The following is a 15,120-nucleotide window of genomic DNA, read 5'->3' on the forward strand; positions in this document are numbered from 1 at the left end:
TCGACGGGGGTCAGTAGCCGGCCGCGCTGCCCTTGCGGCGGTTAGCAAACAGCCCGGTGCCGCGCGCCCCCTGCCGCTGGAAGCGCTCCCGGCGCGCCACCTTCGGGTCTACCTTCAGCGGGCGGCACAGCTCGATGCGGTCGCCTTCTTTCAGCGGCTGGTCCCACTCGACCACCTTGCCCCACACACCGGGCGTCATCGCGTGGCGCCAATCGAGTTCAGGATAAGTCTCGGACAAACCACTGGCCTTCACCGCATCGGCCAAGGTGGTGTCGGGTGCGAGCTGCAGAAGCTGCTCGAACACCTCGCGCGCCGCGGGCGAGCAGCTCAGGGCGACCTCGATGACACGGGTCATGGGTGCTGCGCGTGCATCAGGCGGCGCCGTAGACCTGCTCGGCCCGCTTGACGAAGGCCTCGACCAGGCTGGAAGCGATGGTGTCGAACACCGGCCCCACCAGCGCCTGCAAGGCGAAATTGCTGAAGCCGTAGCTCAGGTGCAGCTCGACGCGGCAGGCGCGCTCGCCTTCCTCACCGACCGGCACGAACTTCCATTTGCCGTCGAGGTTGGAGAACGGCCCGTCGACCAGCTTCAATTGCACCTCGCGCCCCGGCACATGGGTGTTGCGGGTGGTGAAGCTCTTGTGCAGGCCGCCGAACGAGAGACCGACTTCCGCGGTCATGCCGGCCTCGTCCTCCTCGATGACGCGCGACTTGTCGCACCAGGGAAGAAACTGCGGGTACTTGGCCACATCGGTGACCAGCGCGTACATTTCTTCGGCGCTGTACCAGATGAGGACGGACTTGTTGACTGTTTTCATAGAATCGGCACAGCGTGCGCGACGGATTGTATTGAAGCCATGCAGCCCCAACATTCCTGAGTCATGGCCACAAAGAAACAAGATACCTCCTCCCGCATTGCCGACAACAAGAAGGCCGCCTACAACTATTTCTTCGAAGAGCGCTTCGAGGCCGGCCTGGTCCTCGAGGGCTGGGAAGTCAAATCGCTGCGCGAAGGCAAGGTGCAGCTCACCGACGGCTACGTCGTGATCCGCAACGGCGAGTTGTTCGTGGTGGGCCTGCAGATCAACCCGCTGAAAAGCGCGTCCACCCACGTCAGCCCCGACTCGATCCGCACCAAGAAGCTGCTGCTGCACAAGGAAGAAATCCGTCGCCTGGTCGGCAAGGTCGAGCAAAAGGGCTACACGCTGGTTCCGCTCAACCTGCACTGGAAAGCCGGCAAGGTGAAGTGCGACATCGCACTGGCCAAGGGCAAGGCCGAGCACGACAAGCGCGACACCATCAAGGACCGCGAAGGCAAGCGCGAGGTCGAGCGCGCCATGAAGAGCCGCAGCCGCTGAATCTTTTTTCGCGGGCCATGGAATAAACAGTGCACCGCGGGCGTTTGTGCGTATGTCACCGGACGAGCCGGTGCCATCACAACCCAGGAGCCCTTCCATGTCGCTGTCCTTCCGCCCGCTTGCCACCTCCGCCGTCCTGCTGGGCGCCCTGCTCACGCTGCCGGCCTTCGCCCAGCCCAAGCCCGCCGACGGCGCGCTCGTCGGGCCCAACGGCATGACGCTCTACACCTTCGACAAGGACACCGCCGGCAACGGCAAGTCGGCGTGCAACGGCGGCTGCGCCACCAACTGGCCGCCGTTCATGGCCGCCGAGACCGACAAGCCCGCGGGCGACTTCACCCTCGTCACCCGCGACGACGGCAAGAAGCAATGGGCCGCCAAGGGCTGGCCGCTGTACTACTGGGCCAAGGACAGCAAGCCCGGCGACAAGACCGGCGACGGCGTCAACGGCGCCTGGAAGACCGCCAAGCCCTGAGCGTTGCGACCTGCACGAGATTCCTGCCCTCCATGGACGCCCGCCTCCTGGTCGAACACGTCCCCAGCCTGCGCCGCTATGCGCGCGCGCTCACGGGCAATGCCTGGGCGGCCGACGACCTGGTGCAGGACACGCTCGAGCGCGCCTGCAGCAAGTGGCGCCTGTGGGTGGTGGGCAGCGACCTGCGCGCCTGGCTCTTCACGGTGATGCACAACATCTTCGCCAGCCAGGTGCGGCGCACGCCACCGCCGCATGCCGTGGTCTCGCTCGACGACGTGCCGCACGAGATGCAGGGCGGCGTCGACCCGGGCCGCGACCAGGGCACCGGCCTCGACCTGCAGCGCTGCCTTATGCAGCTGCCTGAAGACCAGCGTGCCGTGCTGCTGCTGGTGACGCTGGAAGACCTGTCGTACGCCGAAGTGGCGAAGGTGCTCGGCATTCCCGCGGGCACCGTCATGTCGCGCCTGTCGCGTGCCCGTGTGCGCCTGCAGGAACTGATGGACGGCGCGTCGGCGCCCGTTCGCCCCGGCCTGCGCCGCCTCAAATGAAACCTGCCCCATGAACCGCCCCGCCCCGCCCCCCACCGACGACGAGCTGCACGCCTGGATCGACGGCCAGTTGGCCGCCGAGCGCCATGGCGCGGTCGAGGAAGCCATTGCGCGCGACCCCGCCGTGGCCGCGAAGATCGCGGCGTGGCACACCCAGCGCGACGCCTTGCGCCGGCTGCATGGCGAGCTGCTCGACGAACCCGTTCCCGCGACCCTGATGAGCGCACTGGAGCGCCACCAGCCGCGGCAGGCGCAGCGCGTCTCGTGGATGCGCTGGGGCGGCATGGCGGCCGGTGTGCTGGTCGCGTTCGCGGCCGGCTGGCTCGGCAACGCCCAGTGGTCCGCATCGGGCCGCGGCATGCAACTGGCCAAGGCGCCGGCGGTGCGCGAGTTCGTGCACGACGCGTCCATTGCGCACGTCGTCTATGCGCCGGAAAAAAGGCATCCGGTCGAGGTGGCCGCCTCCGAGCAACAGCACCTGGTGCAGTGGCTCTCCAAGCGCCTCGATCGGCCGCTGAAGGTGCCCGACCTTTCCACGCAGGGCTACACCCTGGTCGGCGGCCGCCTGCTGCCCGGCGAGAGCGGCGCGCGCGCGCAGTTCATGTTCGAAAACACCGCGGGCGAACGCGTCACGCTCTACATCGGCACGCTGGACGCCAACGCCGCCGACGCGGACGCCGCGCGCGAAACCGCCTTTCGCTTCGCTTCCGAAGGCCCCGTGCCCAGCTTCTACTGGGTCGACCAGGGCTTCGGCTATGCGCTCGCCGGCAAGCTGCCGCGTGAACTTCTGCTCAAACTTGCGACGCTGGCCTACCGCGATTTGTCTTGATGAACGCATAAACTGCCGGCTCGCGCATTCATCCCGCCCGGCCCGTCACCGGGCTTGCATTCGCGATTTTTCAACTGAAGGAGAAACTGCATGAAATTGCTCAGCGCCTCGATCCTCGCGGCGGCCCTGCTTGCCGGCTGCGGCAGCATGTCCCCGACCGCCAAAGCGCCCGACACGCCCACCCGCACCGCCGACGGCGTATTGGTCGGCCCGAACGGCATGACGCTGTACACCTTCGCCAAGGACACGGCCGGTGCCGGCACCTCCGCCTGCAACGCCCAGTGCGCCACCAACTGGCCGGCGCTCGGCGTGGCCGAAGCCGCCAAGCCCATCGGCGGCTACACCATCATCATTCGCGAAGACGGCAAGCGCCAATGGGCCTACAAGGGCTGGCCGCTGTACTACTGGTCGAAGGACGCCAAGGCTGGCGACAAGACCGGCGACGGCGTGGCCAACGGTGCATGGAAGGTCGCTCGCCCCTGATTCCCCCAGGGCCCAGCGCAGACAAACGCCGGCAGCTGCCGGCGTTTTTTTGTCCGTTTCGGCCGACGCGGTGCACCGCGGCCTCACGGCAGAATGCCCCGCATGACTTCTGACGCCAACCCGGACGCGTTCCTCGCGCTGCTGACCCAGGGCCTGATCACCGATGCCCAGCACGACGCCGTGCTCGCGCACCCCGAGACACCCCGGCTTCCCCCTCTTCCCGGCCCGGCGCACGCGCTGGCCTGGATGCGCGTGCGGGGCCTGGTCACCGAAGACGAACAGAACGCCGCGCTCGACCGCGTCTACGACGCGGTGCCCGAGAACCCCCATGCGGACGACGCGGACGACCTGATGGAGCTGGCCGAACAAGGCATCACGCACGAGGCGCTCCAGGCGCTGCACGGCGACGGCCTCATCGACACCGTCACGCGCGACGCCGCGTTGCCGGAAGCGCCCATCGTCGGCACCGTGCCGCCCGCACTGCCCGCCACGCTGGCCTGGCTGGTGAGCGAGGAACTGCTCGACAAGAAGGACTTCGACGCCTTGCGCGCGCAGGTCGCCGCCGAGCCGGCCTTTGCCATGGCCGCCGAGCGCCAGCGCATCGTCAACGAGGCGCAGGCGCTGATCGATGCCGACGCCCAGGCAATGAACACCTGGCAATCGCGCTCGCAACGCTCCCGCCGCGTCGGCGCATTGAAATTCATGCTCGCCGTGCTGGTGATCGGTGGTGGCCTCGGCTGGTACTTTCTCTGGCCGAACAGCGTGCCGGCCTGCGACGCCGCCTCCACGCGCAAGACGCTCGACAGCCTCATGGTCCGCGTGGCCATGGACGTGCGCATGCGCACCATCGACCCCGAGAAACGCGCTGAAGTCCGCACGCCGTCCGTCAGCAGCATGCGCGAAATCGGCTACCGCAAGACCGATCGCGTGCGCGGCTGCGCGGCAGTGATGACGCAAGACGGCAGCAGCGACGAAATGGCCTACACCATCGGCCCGGTTTCGCCCGAGAGCGACAAGATGGTCGTACGCGGCGCCGACCTGGCCATCGTGCAGGCTCGCTTCGGCAACCTCGACGCCAGCGGCAAGCCGCGCTACAACGCCGAGCCCATCGGCCGCGCGGCGCTGGAGAAAGCGTTCCGTGCAGGGGCCGCGCCATTGAGTGCATCGGGCGCTTCGGGCGCGCGTTCGGCGGCGTCGCGCCTGCGCCCGAGCAACGACCTGAGCATGATCGAGCGGGACCCGGACCGCTCGCGCGAGATCGCCGAGATCGAGGTCGCCGGGCCCTGCCGTGCGCTGGAGAACGAGGCCGTCCACGCCTGTCCGCTGGTCGTCGAATACAACGACCGGCTGCTGAGCGCCATCGGCGGCGACACCACCACGCTTACGCTGGCCGGGGACTTCAACTTCGTCGAAGACAACGGCAGCTGGCGCGTCAGTGACGATTTTCCGAAGACCTTCACGCGAAGGGTGCTCGAGGCGCGGCTGAAGAGCATGGGCGTGGCCGACGCGGCCATGCCGCAATAGCGCCAAGCACACTGCCCCAAACGAAAAAATCACCCCCGGTTTCAGCTTCTCGAAGAAGCTGCACCGGAAGGTGATTTCTGGACTGCACACCCCCGTCTGAAGCGAGGGCGTATGGCTGGCTTATCAGCCTTGCGAGGTGTCGCGGCCGGCGCGCTTGCGCTCGTGTTCCTTCAGGAAACGCTTGCGCAGGCGAACGCTCTTGGGCGTGATTTCGACCAGCTCGTCGTCTTCGATGAATTCCACGCCGTATTCCAGCGTGAGTTCGATCGGCGGCGTGATCTTGATCGCGTCTTCCTTGCCCGACACGCGGAAGTTGGTCAGCTGCTTCGTGCGCGTGGCATTCACCACCAGGTCGTTGTCGCGGCTGTGGATGCCGACGATCATGCCTTCGTACACCGGGTCGTTGGCGCGCACGAACATGCGGCCGCGGTCGTCCAGCTTGCCCAGGGCGTAGGTGAAGATTTCACCGTCGTCCATGGAGATCAGCACGCCGTTCTTGCGGCTGCCGATGTCGCCCTTGTGCGCTTCGTAGCTGTCGAAGATGTTGCTGATGAGGCCGGAACCGCGCGTCAGGTTCAGGAATTCGTTGGTGAAGCCGATCAGGCCACGCGCCGGAATGCGGTACTCCAGGCGCACGCGGCCGCGGCCGTCCGGTTCCATATTGACCAGTTCGCCCTTGCGCTCGCCCAGTGCCTGCATCACGCCGCCCTGGTGCTGGTCTTCGATGTCGGCCGTCACCAGCTCGATGGGTTCGTGCTTTTCGCCGTTCACGGTGCGGAACACCACGCGCGGCTTCGACACGGCCATTTCGTAGCCTTCGCGACGCATGTTTTCCAGCAGGATGGTCAGGTGCAGTTCGCCGCGACCCATCACTTCGAAGATGCCTTCTTCGTCGGTCTCGTTCACGCGCAGGGCCACGTTGTGCTGCAGTTCCTTCTGCAGGCGGTCCCAGATCTGGCGGCTGGTGACGAACTTGCCTTCGCGGCCGGCCAGCGGGCTGGTGTTCACGCAGAAGTTCATGGTCAGGGTCGGTTCGTCGACCTTGAGCATGGGCAGCGGTGCCGGGTTGGTGGGGTCGGTGACGGTCACGCCGATGCCGATGTCGGCGATGCCGTTGATCAGCACGATTTCACCCGGGCCGGCTTCGGTCGACTGCACGCGGTCCAGGCCCTGGAAAGTCAGCACCTGGTTCACGCGGCCCTTGATGGCCTTGCCGTCCGGGCCTTCCATCACGACCACGTCCGTCATCGGACGCAGCGTGCCCTGGCTGATGCGGCCCACGCCGATGCGACCGACGAAGGTCGAGAAGTCGAGGGCGGAAATCTGCAGTTGCAGCGGTGCGGCCGGGTCGCCCTTCTGCGAAGGCACGTGCTTCAGGATGGTGTTGAACAGGGCCGACATGTCGGGACCCCACTGCTCGCCGGGCGCACCTTCTTCGAGCGACGACCAGCCGTTGATGCCCGAGGCGTACACCACGGGGAAGTCGAGCTGTTCGTCGGTGGCGCCGAGCTTGTCGAACAGGTCGAAGGCGGCGTTCACGACCTTGTCGGGGTTCGCGCCGGGCTTGTCGACCTTGTTCACCACCAGGATGGGCTTCAGGCCGAGGGCCAGCGCCTTCTTGGTCACGAAGCGCGTCTGCGGCATCGGGCCTTCCTGCGCGTCGATCAGCAGCACCACGCCGTCGACCATCGACAGCGCGCGTTCCACTTCACCGCCGAAGTCCGCGTGGCCCGGGGTGTCGACGATGTTGATGTGCGTGCCTTCCCAGGTCACGGCGCAGTTCTTGGCCAGGATGGTGATGCCACGTTCTTTTTCGATGGCGTTGTTGTCCATCACGGTGTCGACGACCTTCTCGTGATCGGCGAAGGTGCCCGACTGGCGCAGCAGCTGGTCGACCATGGTGGTCTTGCCATGGTCCACGTGGGCAATGATGGCGATATTGCGGATTTGCTTGGTACTCATGGTGTCGCTTCGGTCTGTTGTGCGTTCAAAAGAATTTGCTGGATTTCGATGGGGTTCAGCAAGCGCCCCGGGATCAGTTCGCCGGCCGTGACATGGGCCGTGCCCAGGAAGGCCGCGGGCTCGGTGCCGAACACGGCCACCTCGCTCGCGTCGGCCCAGGCGCCACGCCGGCGCAGGCCCGAGAGAAAACGTGCCGCATCTTCCGCGCCCAGCGTGACGCGGCTGTGGCCGTCCACCAGCGCTTCGGCAGGCAAGAGCTGCGCCAAGCGCTCCTCTTCGTCCATGGCCTCCAGGGCCTCGAGCGTGATGCACTGCGCCTCGACGAAACCGCCGGTTGCGGTGCGCCGCAGCGAGGTGAGGTGCGCGCCGCATCCCAGCGCCTCGCCGATGTCCTCGCCGAGCGTGCGAATGTAGGTGCCCTTGCTGACGCTTGCTTCGATCTTGATAGCAAACTGTCCTTCAGGGGCGGCGGTGTCCGCGAGCTTGAGCCGGTGGATCACGACGGCGCGCGGTGCCCGCTCGACCTCGATGCCTTCACGGGCGTATTCGTACAGCGCCTTGCCGTCCTTCTTGAGCGCACTGTGCATCGGCGGCACCTGGCGAATGGGCCCGGTGAACTGCGCCTCGGCGCGCGCCAGGTCTTGCGGCGTGACATGCACCGGTCGCTCGGCAATGACATCGCCCTCGGCATCGCCGGTGGCGGTCTTCACGCCCAGGCGGGCCGTGGCCACGTAGGTCTTGTCCGCGTCCAGGTGCAACTGGCTGAATTTGGTGGCCGCGCCAAAGCACAGCGGCAGGACGCCCGTCGCAAGCGGATCGAGCGTGCCGGTATGGCCCGCTTTTTCAGCGCGCAGCAACCACTTGGCCTTCTGCAAGGCCTGGTTGCTGGAGAGTCCCAGCGGCTTGTCGAGCAACAACACCCCATGCACAGGGCGCCGCTGCACCCTTGTGCGTGGCGCGTTCATGGCTATTCGTCTTTCGAACGCGATGCGACGGCTTGCGCGATGAGCGCGTTCATGTCGGCCGCACGCTCGGTGGTGCGGTCGAACAGAAAGTGCAGCGTGGGCACCGTGTGAATGTGCAGGCGCTTGAACAGGCCGTTGCGCAGGAAGCCCGCGGCCTGGTTCAACGCTTCGGTGGTCTCGTCCACGTCACCCGTGAGCAGGCTGAAGAAGATCTTCGCGTGCGCATAGTCGGGCGTGACCTCGACGGCCTGGATCGTGACCATGCCCACGCGCGGGTCCTTCAACTCGCGCGCGATCAGCTCCGTCAGATCGCGCTGGATCTGGTCGGCAACCTTGAACGCGCGGTTGGGGGCGGCGGCTTTTCTTTTCGGCATGGACTCTCTCGCTTCGAACGCTTACAGCGTCCGGGCGATTTCCTTGATCTCGAAGAATTCGAGCTGATCGCCTTCCTTGATGTCGTTGTAGTTCTTGAGCTTGATACCGCACTCAAAACCTTCGCGGACTTCGCGGACATCGTCCTTCATGCGCTTGATCGAATCGACTTCGCCGGTGTAGATCACCACGTTGTCGCGCAGCAGGCGGAAATGCGCGCTGCGGTTGACCGAGCCGGAAGTGACGTACGAACCCGCCACCGTACCGATCTTCGAGGCCACGAACACCGTGCGGATCTCGGCCGAGCCGATGATCTCTTCGCGGCGTTCCGGAGCCAGCATGCCCGACATCGCAACCTTGATCTCGTCCACAGCGTCGTAAATGATGCTGTAGTAGTTCAGTTGCACGCCGTTGTTCTCGGCCAGCTTGCGCGCACCGGCATCGGCACGCACGTTGAAGCCGATCACGACAGCCTTCGAGGCGATGGCGAGGTTGATGTCGCTTTCGCTGATACCACCCACGCCGGCATACACCACCTGCACCTTCACTTCTTCCGTCGCCAGCTTGAGCAGCGATTGCGCCAGCGCTTCCTGCGAGCCCTGCACGTCGGCCTTGATGATGATGCGCAGCGTCTGCACTTCGCCCGCCGACAGGTCGGTGAACATGTTCTGCAGGTTCGCGGCCTGTTGCTTCGCCAGCTTGGTGTTGCGGAACTTGCCTGCACGGTAGGTGGCGATTTCGCGCGCACGGCGCTCGTCGCTCATCACCATGAATTCGTCGCCCGCTTGCGGCACTTCGGTCAGGCCCTGGATTTCCACCGGAATCGACGGACCCGCCGACTTGGTCGACTTGCCGTCTTCGTCCAGCATGGCGCGCACGCGGCCATAGGTCGAGCCGGCCAGCACCACGTCGCCGGTCTTGAGCGTGCCGGACTGAACCAGCACGGTGGCGACCGGGCCGCGGCCCTTGTCGAGCTGTGCTTCGATGACCAGGCCCTTGGCGGCGGCATCCACCGGCGCCTTGAGTTCCAGCACTTCGGCCTGCAGCAGCACTTGCTCGAGCAGGTCGTCGATGCCCTGGCCGGTCTTGGCCGACACGGGCACGAACGGCACGTCGCCGCCGTACTCTTCAGGCACGACCTCTTCGGCCACCAGTTCCTGCTTCACGCGGTCCAGGTTGGCGTCGGGCTTGTCCACCTTGTTGATGGCAACCACGATCGGCACACCCGCCGCCTTCGCGTGCTTGATGGCTTCCTTGGTCTGGGGCATGACGCCGTCGTCGGCCGCCACCACCAGGATCACGATGTCGGTGGCCTGCGCACCGCGGGCACGCATGGCCGTGAAGGCCTCGTGACCCGGGGTGTCGAGGAACGACACCATGCCGCGTGCGGTTTCCACGTGGTACGCACCAATGTGCTGCGTGATGCCGCCGGCTTCGCCCGCGGCCACCTTGGCGCGGCGGATGTAGTCCAGCAGCGAGGTCTTGCCGTGGTCGACGTGACCCATGACGGTCACGACCGGTGCGCGGGGCAGGGCCTCGGCGGTCTGCGCCGACACGTCGTCGTCGGTGAAAGCTTCCGGGTCGTCCAGCGCGGCAACCACCGCGGTATGGCCCATTTCTTCCACCAGAATCATGGCGGTGTCCTGGTCCAGCGACTGGTTGATGGTCGCCATCTGGCCGAGCTTCATCAGTTGCTTGATGACCTCTTGCGCCTTGACGGCCATCTTGTGCGCGAGCTCGGCCACCGTGATGGTTTCGGGCACGTGCACTTCGAGAATGCGCGCCTCGACCGGTGCGGCCGGTGCGTGCTGCTCGTCGTGACCGCCGCGGTCGTTGCCACGGCGACCGCGCGGGCCTCCGCGCCAGTTGCCGCGACCGACACCACCGCTGGCATCGCCGCGGGTCTTGATTTCCTTCTTTTTGGCGGGATCGCCAGCCCAGCTCGAAGAGAGCTTCGCGGACTTGACTTCCTTGCCTGCACCGGCGGCGCCGGGTGCTGCTGCGGCGCCGGGCGCGGCAGGCGCACCAGGACGCGCGGCGGGCGTGGCCGGCTTGTGCAGCGTGCCCTTGACCGCGGCCTTTTCGGGCTGCGGCTTCTCGGGCGCCTTGTGCGGCACCAGCACGCGGGCCGGCGCATTCATCATGGCGCGGATGGCTTCGGCTTCGGCGAGGGCCTTGCGGCGACGCTCGTCGAGGTCCTTGGCGCGAGCGGCTTCTTCGTCGGCGCGGGCCTTCGATTCGGCGGCGGCCTTGGCCTTCGCGTCTTCCTTGGCTTGCGCGGCGGCGTTCTGCGCGGCGAGCTTGTTGTCGGCGGCTTGCTGTTCAGCAGCGGCGGCGGCAGCTGCCGCTGCAACCGCTGCGGGCGCAGGCGCCGAAGCGGGCTTGCTGTGCGCGTCGCGGTTCGCTGCGTTCACTGCCGCAGCCTCCGCGATGGCGGCGGCCTTCTTCTCGGCGGCGATGCGCACGGCGTCCTGCTGGGCTTGCTGGGCCTGTTCAGCCTGTTCGGCGCGCTCGGCCTTTTCAGCCTGTTCGCGTTCGCGGGCTTCGGTTTCTTCGCGCAGGCGACGCTTCTCGGCCAGTTCTTCTTCCTGGCGACGGATCAGCTCGGCCTGGCGGCGCGCTTCTTCCTCGCGGCGGGCCAGTTCGGCTTCGTCGACCTGGGGCACGGCGGGTGCCGGCGCCGGGGCCTCGGCCACGTGCTGTGCCGATTCCGGCGTGGCCGGGTGACCGTCCTCGCGCTGGATGAAGGTGCGCTTCTTGCGCACCTCGACCTGGATCGTGCGCGCACGGCCGGTGGCATCGGCCTGCTTGATCTCGCTGGTCGACTTCTTGGTCAACGTGATCTTCTTGCGTTCGGGCTCGACGGTGCCGTGGCTGGCCTTGAGGTGGCCGAGCAGGCGCTGCTTGTCAGCCTCGGTGAGCGCGTCGGTGGCGGCCGCTTTGGGCACACCTGCACTCTTGAGCTGGTCAAGCAAGGTTTCGGGAGTCTTCTTGAGCTCGTTCGCGAACTCGGCGACAGTGGTACTGGACATATTGGTTTCGTGCCTCCATGACCGTCACTCTTGGCCGGCGAACCAATGTTCGCGGGCTTTCAAGATGAGGGTTTTGGCGTCATCGGCGCTGTGGCCGGTGATCTCGGTGAGTTCATCGACCGCGAGGTCGGCAAGATCGTCACGGGTGTTCACACCCGCTTCGACCAGCTTGGGAATCAGCTCGGGGTCCAGGCCCTCGAGGTCATGCAGGTCTTGCGACACTTGCGGCTGAGCCTCGACACCCTCTTCCTTGGCGATTTCCATGGTCAACAGCGCATCCTTGGCGCGCGTGCGCAGCTCATTGATGGTGTCTTCGTCGAATGCCTCGATTTCCAGCATTTCGGAGATCGGCACATACGCCACTTCTTCGAGGCTGTTGAAACCCTCGGCGATCAGGATGTCGGCGATTTCCTCGTCGACGTCGAGCTTTTCCATGAACAGCTTGCGACTGGCATCGGTCTCGACGGCCTGCTTCTGCGCCGACTCGTTGGCGTCCATGATGTTGATCTTCCAGCCGGTCAGGTCGGAAGCCAGGCGCACGTTCTGGCCGCCGCGGCCGATGGCGATGGCGAGGTTTTCCTCGTCGACGACCACGTCCATGGCGTGCTTTTCCTCGTCCACCACGATGGAAGACACGTTGGCCGGGGCCAGGGCGCCGATCACGAACTGGGCCGGGTCTTCGCTCCACAGCACGATGTCCACGCGCTCGCCGGCGAGCTCGTTGGTCACCGCGTTGACGCGGGTGCCACGCACGCCGACACAGGTGCCGATCGGGTCGACGCGCTTGTCGTGCGAGAGCACGGCGATCTTGGCGCGCGAGCCGGGGTCGCGGGCGCAGCTCTTGATTTCGAGCAGGCCCTGCTCGATCTCGGGCACTTCCTGGCGGAACAGCTCGATCATGAATTCAGGGGCCGAGCGCGACAGGATGATGGGCGCGCCGCGCAGCGTCAGGTCGACTTCCATGATCATGGCGCGCACGCGGTCGCCATTGCGCAGGTTTTCCTTGGCGATCATTTCGCTGCGGCGCAGGCGACCTTCGACGCGGCCGGCCTCGACGATGATGTCGCCCTTGTCCAGGCGCTTGACGGTGCCCACGAAGATCTTGTCGCCGCGCGACATGAAGTCGTTGAGCAGCATCTCGCGCTCCGCGTCGCGGATCTTCTGCAGGATGACCTGCTTGGCGGCCATGGCGCCGATGCGGCCGATGGGCACCGAGTCCACCGCTTCCTCGATGTACTCGCCGACCTCGATGTCCGACATTTCTTCCTTGGCCTCGAACAGGAGGATTTCCTGGTCGGGCAGCTGCAGGCCTGCTTCATCGGGAACGACGTGCCAGCGGCGGAAGGTTTCGTAGTCACCGCTGTCGCGATCGACCGAGACGCGGATGTCCACGTCGCCCTGGTGGAGCTTCTTGGTGGCCTGCGCCAGTGCGGATTCGACCGCGCCGAAGACCACGTCGCGTTCGACGTTCTTCTCGCGCGAGATCGCATCCACCAACATCAACATTTCGCGATTCATGCCACCACTCCTCTAGTCAGTCCGGAACCTGCGTTCCGTCGTCAATATCCGAAAAACCCGGTTGGGTTTTGGCCTTGCGGCCCTTGAAATCCACAATGGGCGCGAGCCGCGCGTCGCGCAGCTCGTCCAGAACGAAGCCCAGCGCATGCAACGGTGCAGGCGCGCGCTTCTTGCTCACTTTTTGTCCAGGCTTGGATTCGGGCGCATCGCTCCACACGATTTGCCAGCCCGGGGCGCCAGCCGCGCCCTCCACCTGTGCCGCACGCTCCAGCGTGCCGCGAAATTTCTTTCGATTGGCGGACACCTGGCCCGCCGCTGCCGCGCCCATGGGGGCCTTGAGCGTGATGTCGATCACCTCGCCCACGAAACGCTCGAAATCCTGCTCGTTGCGCAACGGACGGTCGATACCGGGCGAGGACACCTCGAGCCGCTTGTAGTCGACACCATCCACTTCCAGCGCGAATTGCAACTGACGCGTCACCTTCTCGCAGTCTTCGACCGTCACGAAGGGTTCCGGCACGCCGGCAGCCACAGCTTCCGATGTGGGGGCCGTCCAGGGCAAATCAATCGTCACGCGCAGCGTTCCACCGGCCGAGCGCTCGATCTCGACCAGGTCATAGCCGAGACCGGCCACGGTTTGTTCCACTATTTGCTGCAATGCCACGTGTTCGAAAGTGCCTTTTAAATACGGTACCTGTGTCACCCGCCCGCCACGGATGCCAGATCTCTGGAATGTTCAGAATGCACAGACCAAAAAAAACGGGCGGTTGGTACCCGCCCGTTTGGTCGTGAGCCTCGAATTATATGCTATTCGTGTAATAAATGAAGGGGCTTGGGTGCTCAATGCGCCATTGCACGGCGAGATTTCGCCCAAACCAATGCAAATAAGACCGCGCCGAGCGCCAATGCGGCCGCAGCGACCAGCAAAGGCAGCTGGAAAGACCCGGTCCGCTGCGCCAGCGGCGCCGCAAACAGCGGCCCGACGATCTGCCCCACCCCGTAAGACGCCGTCGCATAGCCGATCAGCCCCGCCGCCGCGTTGCCGCGCAGCCGCCGCGCATCTCGCATCGCAAAAAGAGTGATGGCGGTGAACGGCATGCCCAGCAGCAGGCTGCCGAGCGCGAAGCCGCCGATGGTCGGCCATGCCACCGACAGCACCACACCCAGCGCCTGCAGCGCATAAGCCCCGGCGAGCAGCAGGCGGTTGTCCCAGTGCATGGGCGCCCTCGCGCCGATCAGCGCGCCCGGGATGATGGCCAGCCCGAACAGCGGCCAGAACAGATCCGGCCACGGCGAACCGGGCAGCGCCTGCCGCGCGATCACGGGCAGGAAGGTCGCGGTGATGATGTAGCCGAACCCCGCCAGCCCGTACAACGCAACCAGCCAGATCGCGTCGCTGCGGTCGGCTGCCGAGGCACCCGGGCGCGCCACGGCCACCGGTGGTGCCGATGCACCGCCGGCCGGCGCCCGCTCCGCGTCGTCAAACACCCGCCAGATCAGCGCGATGAGCACCAGCGCCAGCAGGCCCAGCCCGATCCACCCTGCCTCCGAACCCCAGCGCCCGAGCGCTCCGCCCAGCAGCCCTGTCATCGCAATGCCGATCCCCGGCCCCGTGTAGATGACCCCGGCCAGCGTGGGCGAGTTCGTCTCGGCCAGGCGCCGCAACCCCCAGCCGGACGCGAACACGAACACCCAGGCGCTCATCACGCCGGCCGCCGTGCGCAAGATGCCCCAGCTGGTGAAGCTGTGCAGCAGCCCCATGCCGACCAGCAAGGCCGCCGTCGCCAGCAACCCGCCGCGCACCATGCTCGACGCCTTGATGCCGATGGCCGCGCAGCTGACTGCCCCGACAAAGTAACCAAGGTAATTGAGTGAAGCCAGCAAGCCGCCGGCCGCCAGCTCCAGCTTGCCCTCGTGCAGCATGATGGGCAGCATGGGCGTGAACGCGAAGCGCCCCAGGCCCATGGCCACCGACAGGGTGACCATGCAGGCCAGCGCCGCGCGCCACGCCCCGCGCCGGTCGCGTCCGATTTCCGACATTGCTTGCACTCTCC

The 15,120-nt window shown here is 66.2% G+C and carries 15 protein-coding genes; 6 read left to right on the forward strand and 9 right to left on the reverse strand.

Translation table 11 applies throughout. From position 1 onward, the window contains the following. Nucleotides 1–10: 10 nt before the first annotated feature. Both QTI51_RS09175 and QTI51_RS09180 read right to left on the reverse strand, forming a co-directional pair. A complete protein-coding gene (locus tag QTI51_RS09175; RefSeq protein WP_116907602.1) occupies nucleotides 11–355 on the reverse strand; it encodes an RnfH family protein in 345 nt (114 codons plus the stop codon). Between the two features lie 16 nt (nucleotides 356–371). Next, nucleotides 372–818: a type II toxin-antitoxin system RatA family toxin gene (locus QTI51_RS09180; RefSeq protein ID WP_116907601.1), complete on the reverse strand. Its 447-nt coding sequence runs from the start codon at nucleotides 816–818 to the stop codon at nucleotides 372–374. Nucleotides 819–881: 63 nt separating this feature from the next. Between QTI51_RS09180 and smpB the strand changes: the two genes are divergently transcribed. The 6 genes from smpB (at nucleotide 882) to QTI51_RS09210 (ending at nucleotide 5,217) form a co-directional block, all read left to right on the forward strand. Next, on the forward strand, nucleotides 882–1,358 hold the full coding sequence (gene smpB, locus QTI51_RS09185) for an SsrA-binding protein SmpB (RefSeq protein ID WP_116907600.1): 477 nt from the start codon (nucleotides 882–884) through the stop codon (nucleotides 1,356–1,358). 97 nt (nucleotides 1,359–1,455) lie between these two features. Continuing rightward, nucleotides 1,456–1,833, forward strand: a complete 378-nt coding sequence (locus QTI51_RS09190; protein ID WP_116907599.1) for a COG4315 family predicted lipoprotein — start codon at nucleotides 1,456–1,458, stop codon at nucleotides 1,831–1,833. 32 nt (nucleotides 1,834–1,865) lie between these two features. Beyond that, nucleotides 1,866–2,381: an RNA polymerase sigma factor gene (locus QTI51_RS09195; RefSeq protein WP_116907598.1), complete on the forward strand. Its 516-nt coding sequence runs from the start codon at nucleotides 1,866–1,868 to the stop codon at nucleotides 2,379–2,381. Nucleotides 2,382–2,391: 10 nt separating this feature from the next. Then, complete coding sequence (locus QTI51_RS09200) at nucleotides 2,392–3,210, forward strand: anti-sigma factor family protein (RefSeq protein ID WP_116907597.1); 819 nt, start codon at nucleotides 2,392–2,394, stop codon at nucleotides 3,208–3,210. A gap of 90 nt (nucleotides 3,211–3,300) precedes the next feature. Next, a complete protein-coding gene (locus tag QTI51_RS09205) occupies nucleotides 3,301–3,693 on the forward strand; it encodes a COG4315 family predicted lipoprotein (RefSeq protein WP_116907596.1) in 393 nt (130 codons plus the stop codon). 102 nt (nucleotides 3,694–3,795) lie between these two features. Then, on the forward strand, nucleotides 3,796–5,217 hold the full coding sequence (locus tag QTI51_RS09210; protein WP_286515940.1) for a hypothetical protein: 1,422 nt from the start codon (nucleotides 3,796–3,798) through the stop codon (nucleotides 5,215–5,217). A gap of 123 nt (nucleotides 5,218–5,340) precedes the next feature. Here QTI51_RS09210 and typA read toward each other — a convergent pair whose 3' ends face one another. The 7 genes from typA to QTI51_RS09245 all read right to left on the reverse strand — a co-directional run bounded on the left by typA (nucleotide 5,341) and on the right by QTI51_RS09245 (nucleotide 15,106). After that, nucleotides 5,341–7,179, reverse strand: a complete 1,839-nt coding sequence (gene typA / locus QTI51_RS09215) for a translational GTPase TypA (protein WP_116907595.1) — start codon at nucleotides 7,177–7,179, stop codon at nucleotides 5,341–5,343. Next, nucleotides 7,176–8,144 (reverse strand): tRNA pseudouridine(55) synthase TruB, encoded by a 969-nt coding sequence (gene truB / locus QTI51_RS09220; RefSeq protein ID WP_116907594.1) that lies wholly within the window; start codon nucleotides 8,142–8,144, stop codon nucleotides 7,176–7,178. Before truB ends, typA begins: the two co-directional genes overlap by 4 nt. Nucleotides 8,145–8,146: 2 nt before the next feature. Further along, the gene (rbfA, locus tag QTI51_RS09225; protein ID WP_093122236.1) at nucleotides 8,147–8,518 is read right to left on the reverse strand and encodes a 30S ribosome-binding factor RbfA; all 372 of its coding nucleotides are present in this window, start codon (nucleotides 8,516–8,518) and stop codon (nucleotides 8,147–8,149) included. Between the two features lie 21 nt (nucleotides 8,519–8,539). Then, entirely contained in the window at nucleotides 8,540–11,548 is a 3,009-nt protein-coding gene (infB, locus tag QTI51_RS09230; RefSeq protein WP_116907593.1) for a translation initiation factor IF-2, read from the reverse strand. A gap of 24 nt (nucleotides 11,549–11,572) precedes the next feature. Beyond that, complete coding sequence (nusA, locus tag QTI51_RS09235; RefSeq protein WP_116907592.1) at nucleotides 11,573–13,066, reverse strand: transcription termination factor NusA; 1,494 nt, start codon at nucleotides 13,064–13,066, stop codon at nucleotides 11,573–11,575. Between the two features lie 16 nt (nucleotides 13,067–13,082). Then, complete coding sequence (rimP, locus tag QTI51_RS09240; RefSeq protein ID WP_116907591.1) at nucleotides 13,083–13,730, reverse strand: ribosome maturation factor RimP; 648 nt, start codon at nucleotides 13,728–13,730, stop codon at nucleotides 13,083–13,085. A 176-nt stretch (nucleotides 13,731–13,906) separates the two neighbouring features. Then, nucleotides 13,907–15,106 (reverse strand): YbfB/YjiJ family MFS transporter, encoded by a 1,200-nt coding sequence (locus QTI51_RS09245; RefSeq protein ID WP_116907590.1) that lies wholly within the window; start codon nucleotides 15,104–15,106, stop codon nucleotides 13,907–13,909. Between the last annotated feature and the right edge of the window lie 14 nt (nucleotides 15,107–15,120).

Origin of the sequence: Variovorax sp. J22G73 (genome assembly GCF_030317035.1) — a bacterium.
Lineage (GTDB): Bacteria > Pseudomonadota > Gammaproteobacteria > Burkholderiales > Burkholderiaceae_C > Variovorax.

Bases quoted from the DNA above. Each gene is read 5' to 3' on its own strand.
- QTI51_RS09175 (WP_116907602.1), bottom strand. From the start codon at position 355: ATGACCCGTGTCATCGAGGTCGCCCTGAGCTGCTCGCCCGCGGCGCGC.
- QTI51_RS09180 (WP_116907601.1), bottom strand. From the start codon at position 818: ATGAAAACAGTCAACAAGTCCGTCCTCATCTGGTACAGCGCCGAAGAA.
- smpB (WP_116907600.1), top strand. From the start codon at position 882: ATGGCCACAAAGAAACAAGATACCTCCTCCCGCATTGCCGACAACAAG.
- QTI51_RS09190 (WP_116907599.1), top strand. From the start codon at position 1,456: ATGTCGCTGTCCTTCCGCCCGCTTGCCACCTCCGCCGTCCTGCTGGGC.
- QTI51_RS09195 (WP_116907598.1), top strand. From the start codon at position 1,866: ATGGACGCCCGCCTCCTGGTCGAACACGTCCCCAGCCTGCGCCGCTAT.
- QTI51_RS09200 (WP_116907597.1), top strand. From the start codon at position 2,392: ATGAACCGCCCCGCCCCGCCCCCCACCGACGACGAGCTGCACGCCTGG.
- QTI51_RS09205 (WP_116907596.1), top strand. From the start codon at position 3,301: ATGAAATTGCTCAGCGCCTCGATCCTCGCGGCGGCCCTGCTTGCCGGC.
- QTI51_RS09210 (WP_286515940.1), top strand. From the start codon at position 3,796: ATGACTTCTGACGCCAACCCGGACGCGTTCCTCGCGCTGCTGACCCAG.
- typA (WP_116907595.1), bottom strand. From the start codon at position 7,179: ATGAGTACCAAGCAAATCCGCAATATCGCCATCATTGCCCACGTGGAC.
- truB (WP_116907594.1), bottom strand. From the start codon at position 8,144: ATGAACGCGCCACGCACAAGGGTGCAGCGGCGCCCTGTGCATGGGGTG.
- rbfA (WP_093122236.1), bottom strand. From the start codon at position 8,518: ATGCCGAAAAGAAAAGCCGCCGCCCCCAACCGCGCGTTCAAGGTTGCC.
- infB (WP_116907593.1), bottom strand. From the start codon at position 11,548: ATGTCCAGTACCACTGTCGCCGAGTTCGCGAACGAGCTCAAGAAGACT.
- nusA (WP_116907592.1), bottom strand. From the start codon at position 13,066: ATGAATCGCGAAATGTTGATGTTGGTGGATGCGATCTCGCGCGAGAAG.
- QTI51_RS09245 (WP_116907590.1), bottom strand. From the start codon at position 15,106: ATGTCGGAAATCGGACGCGACCGGCGCGGGGCGTGGCGCGCGGCGCTG.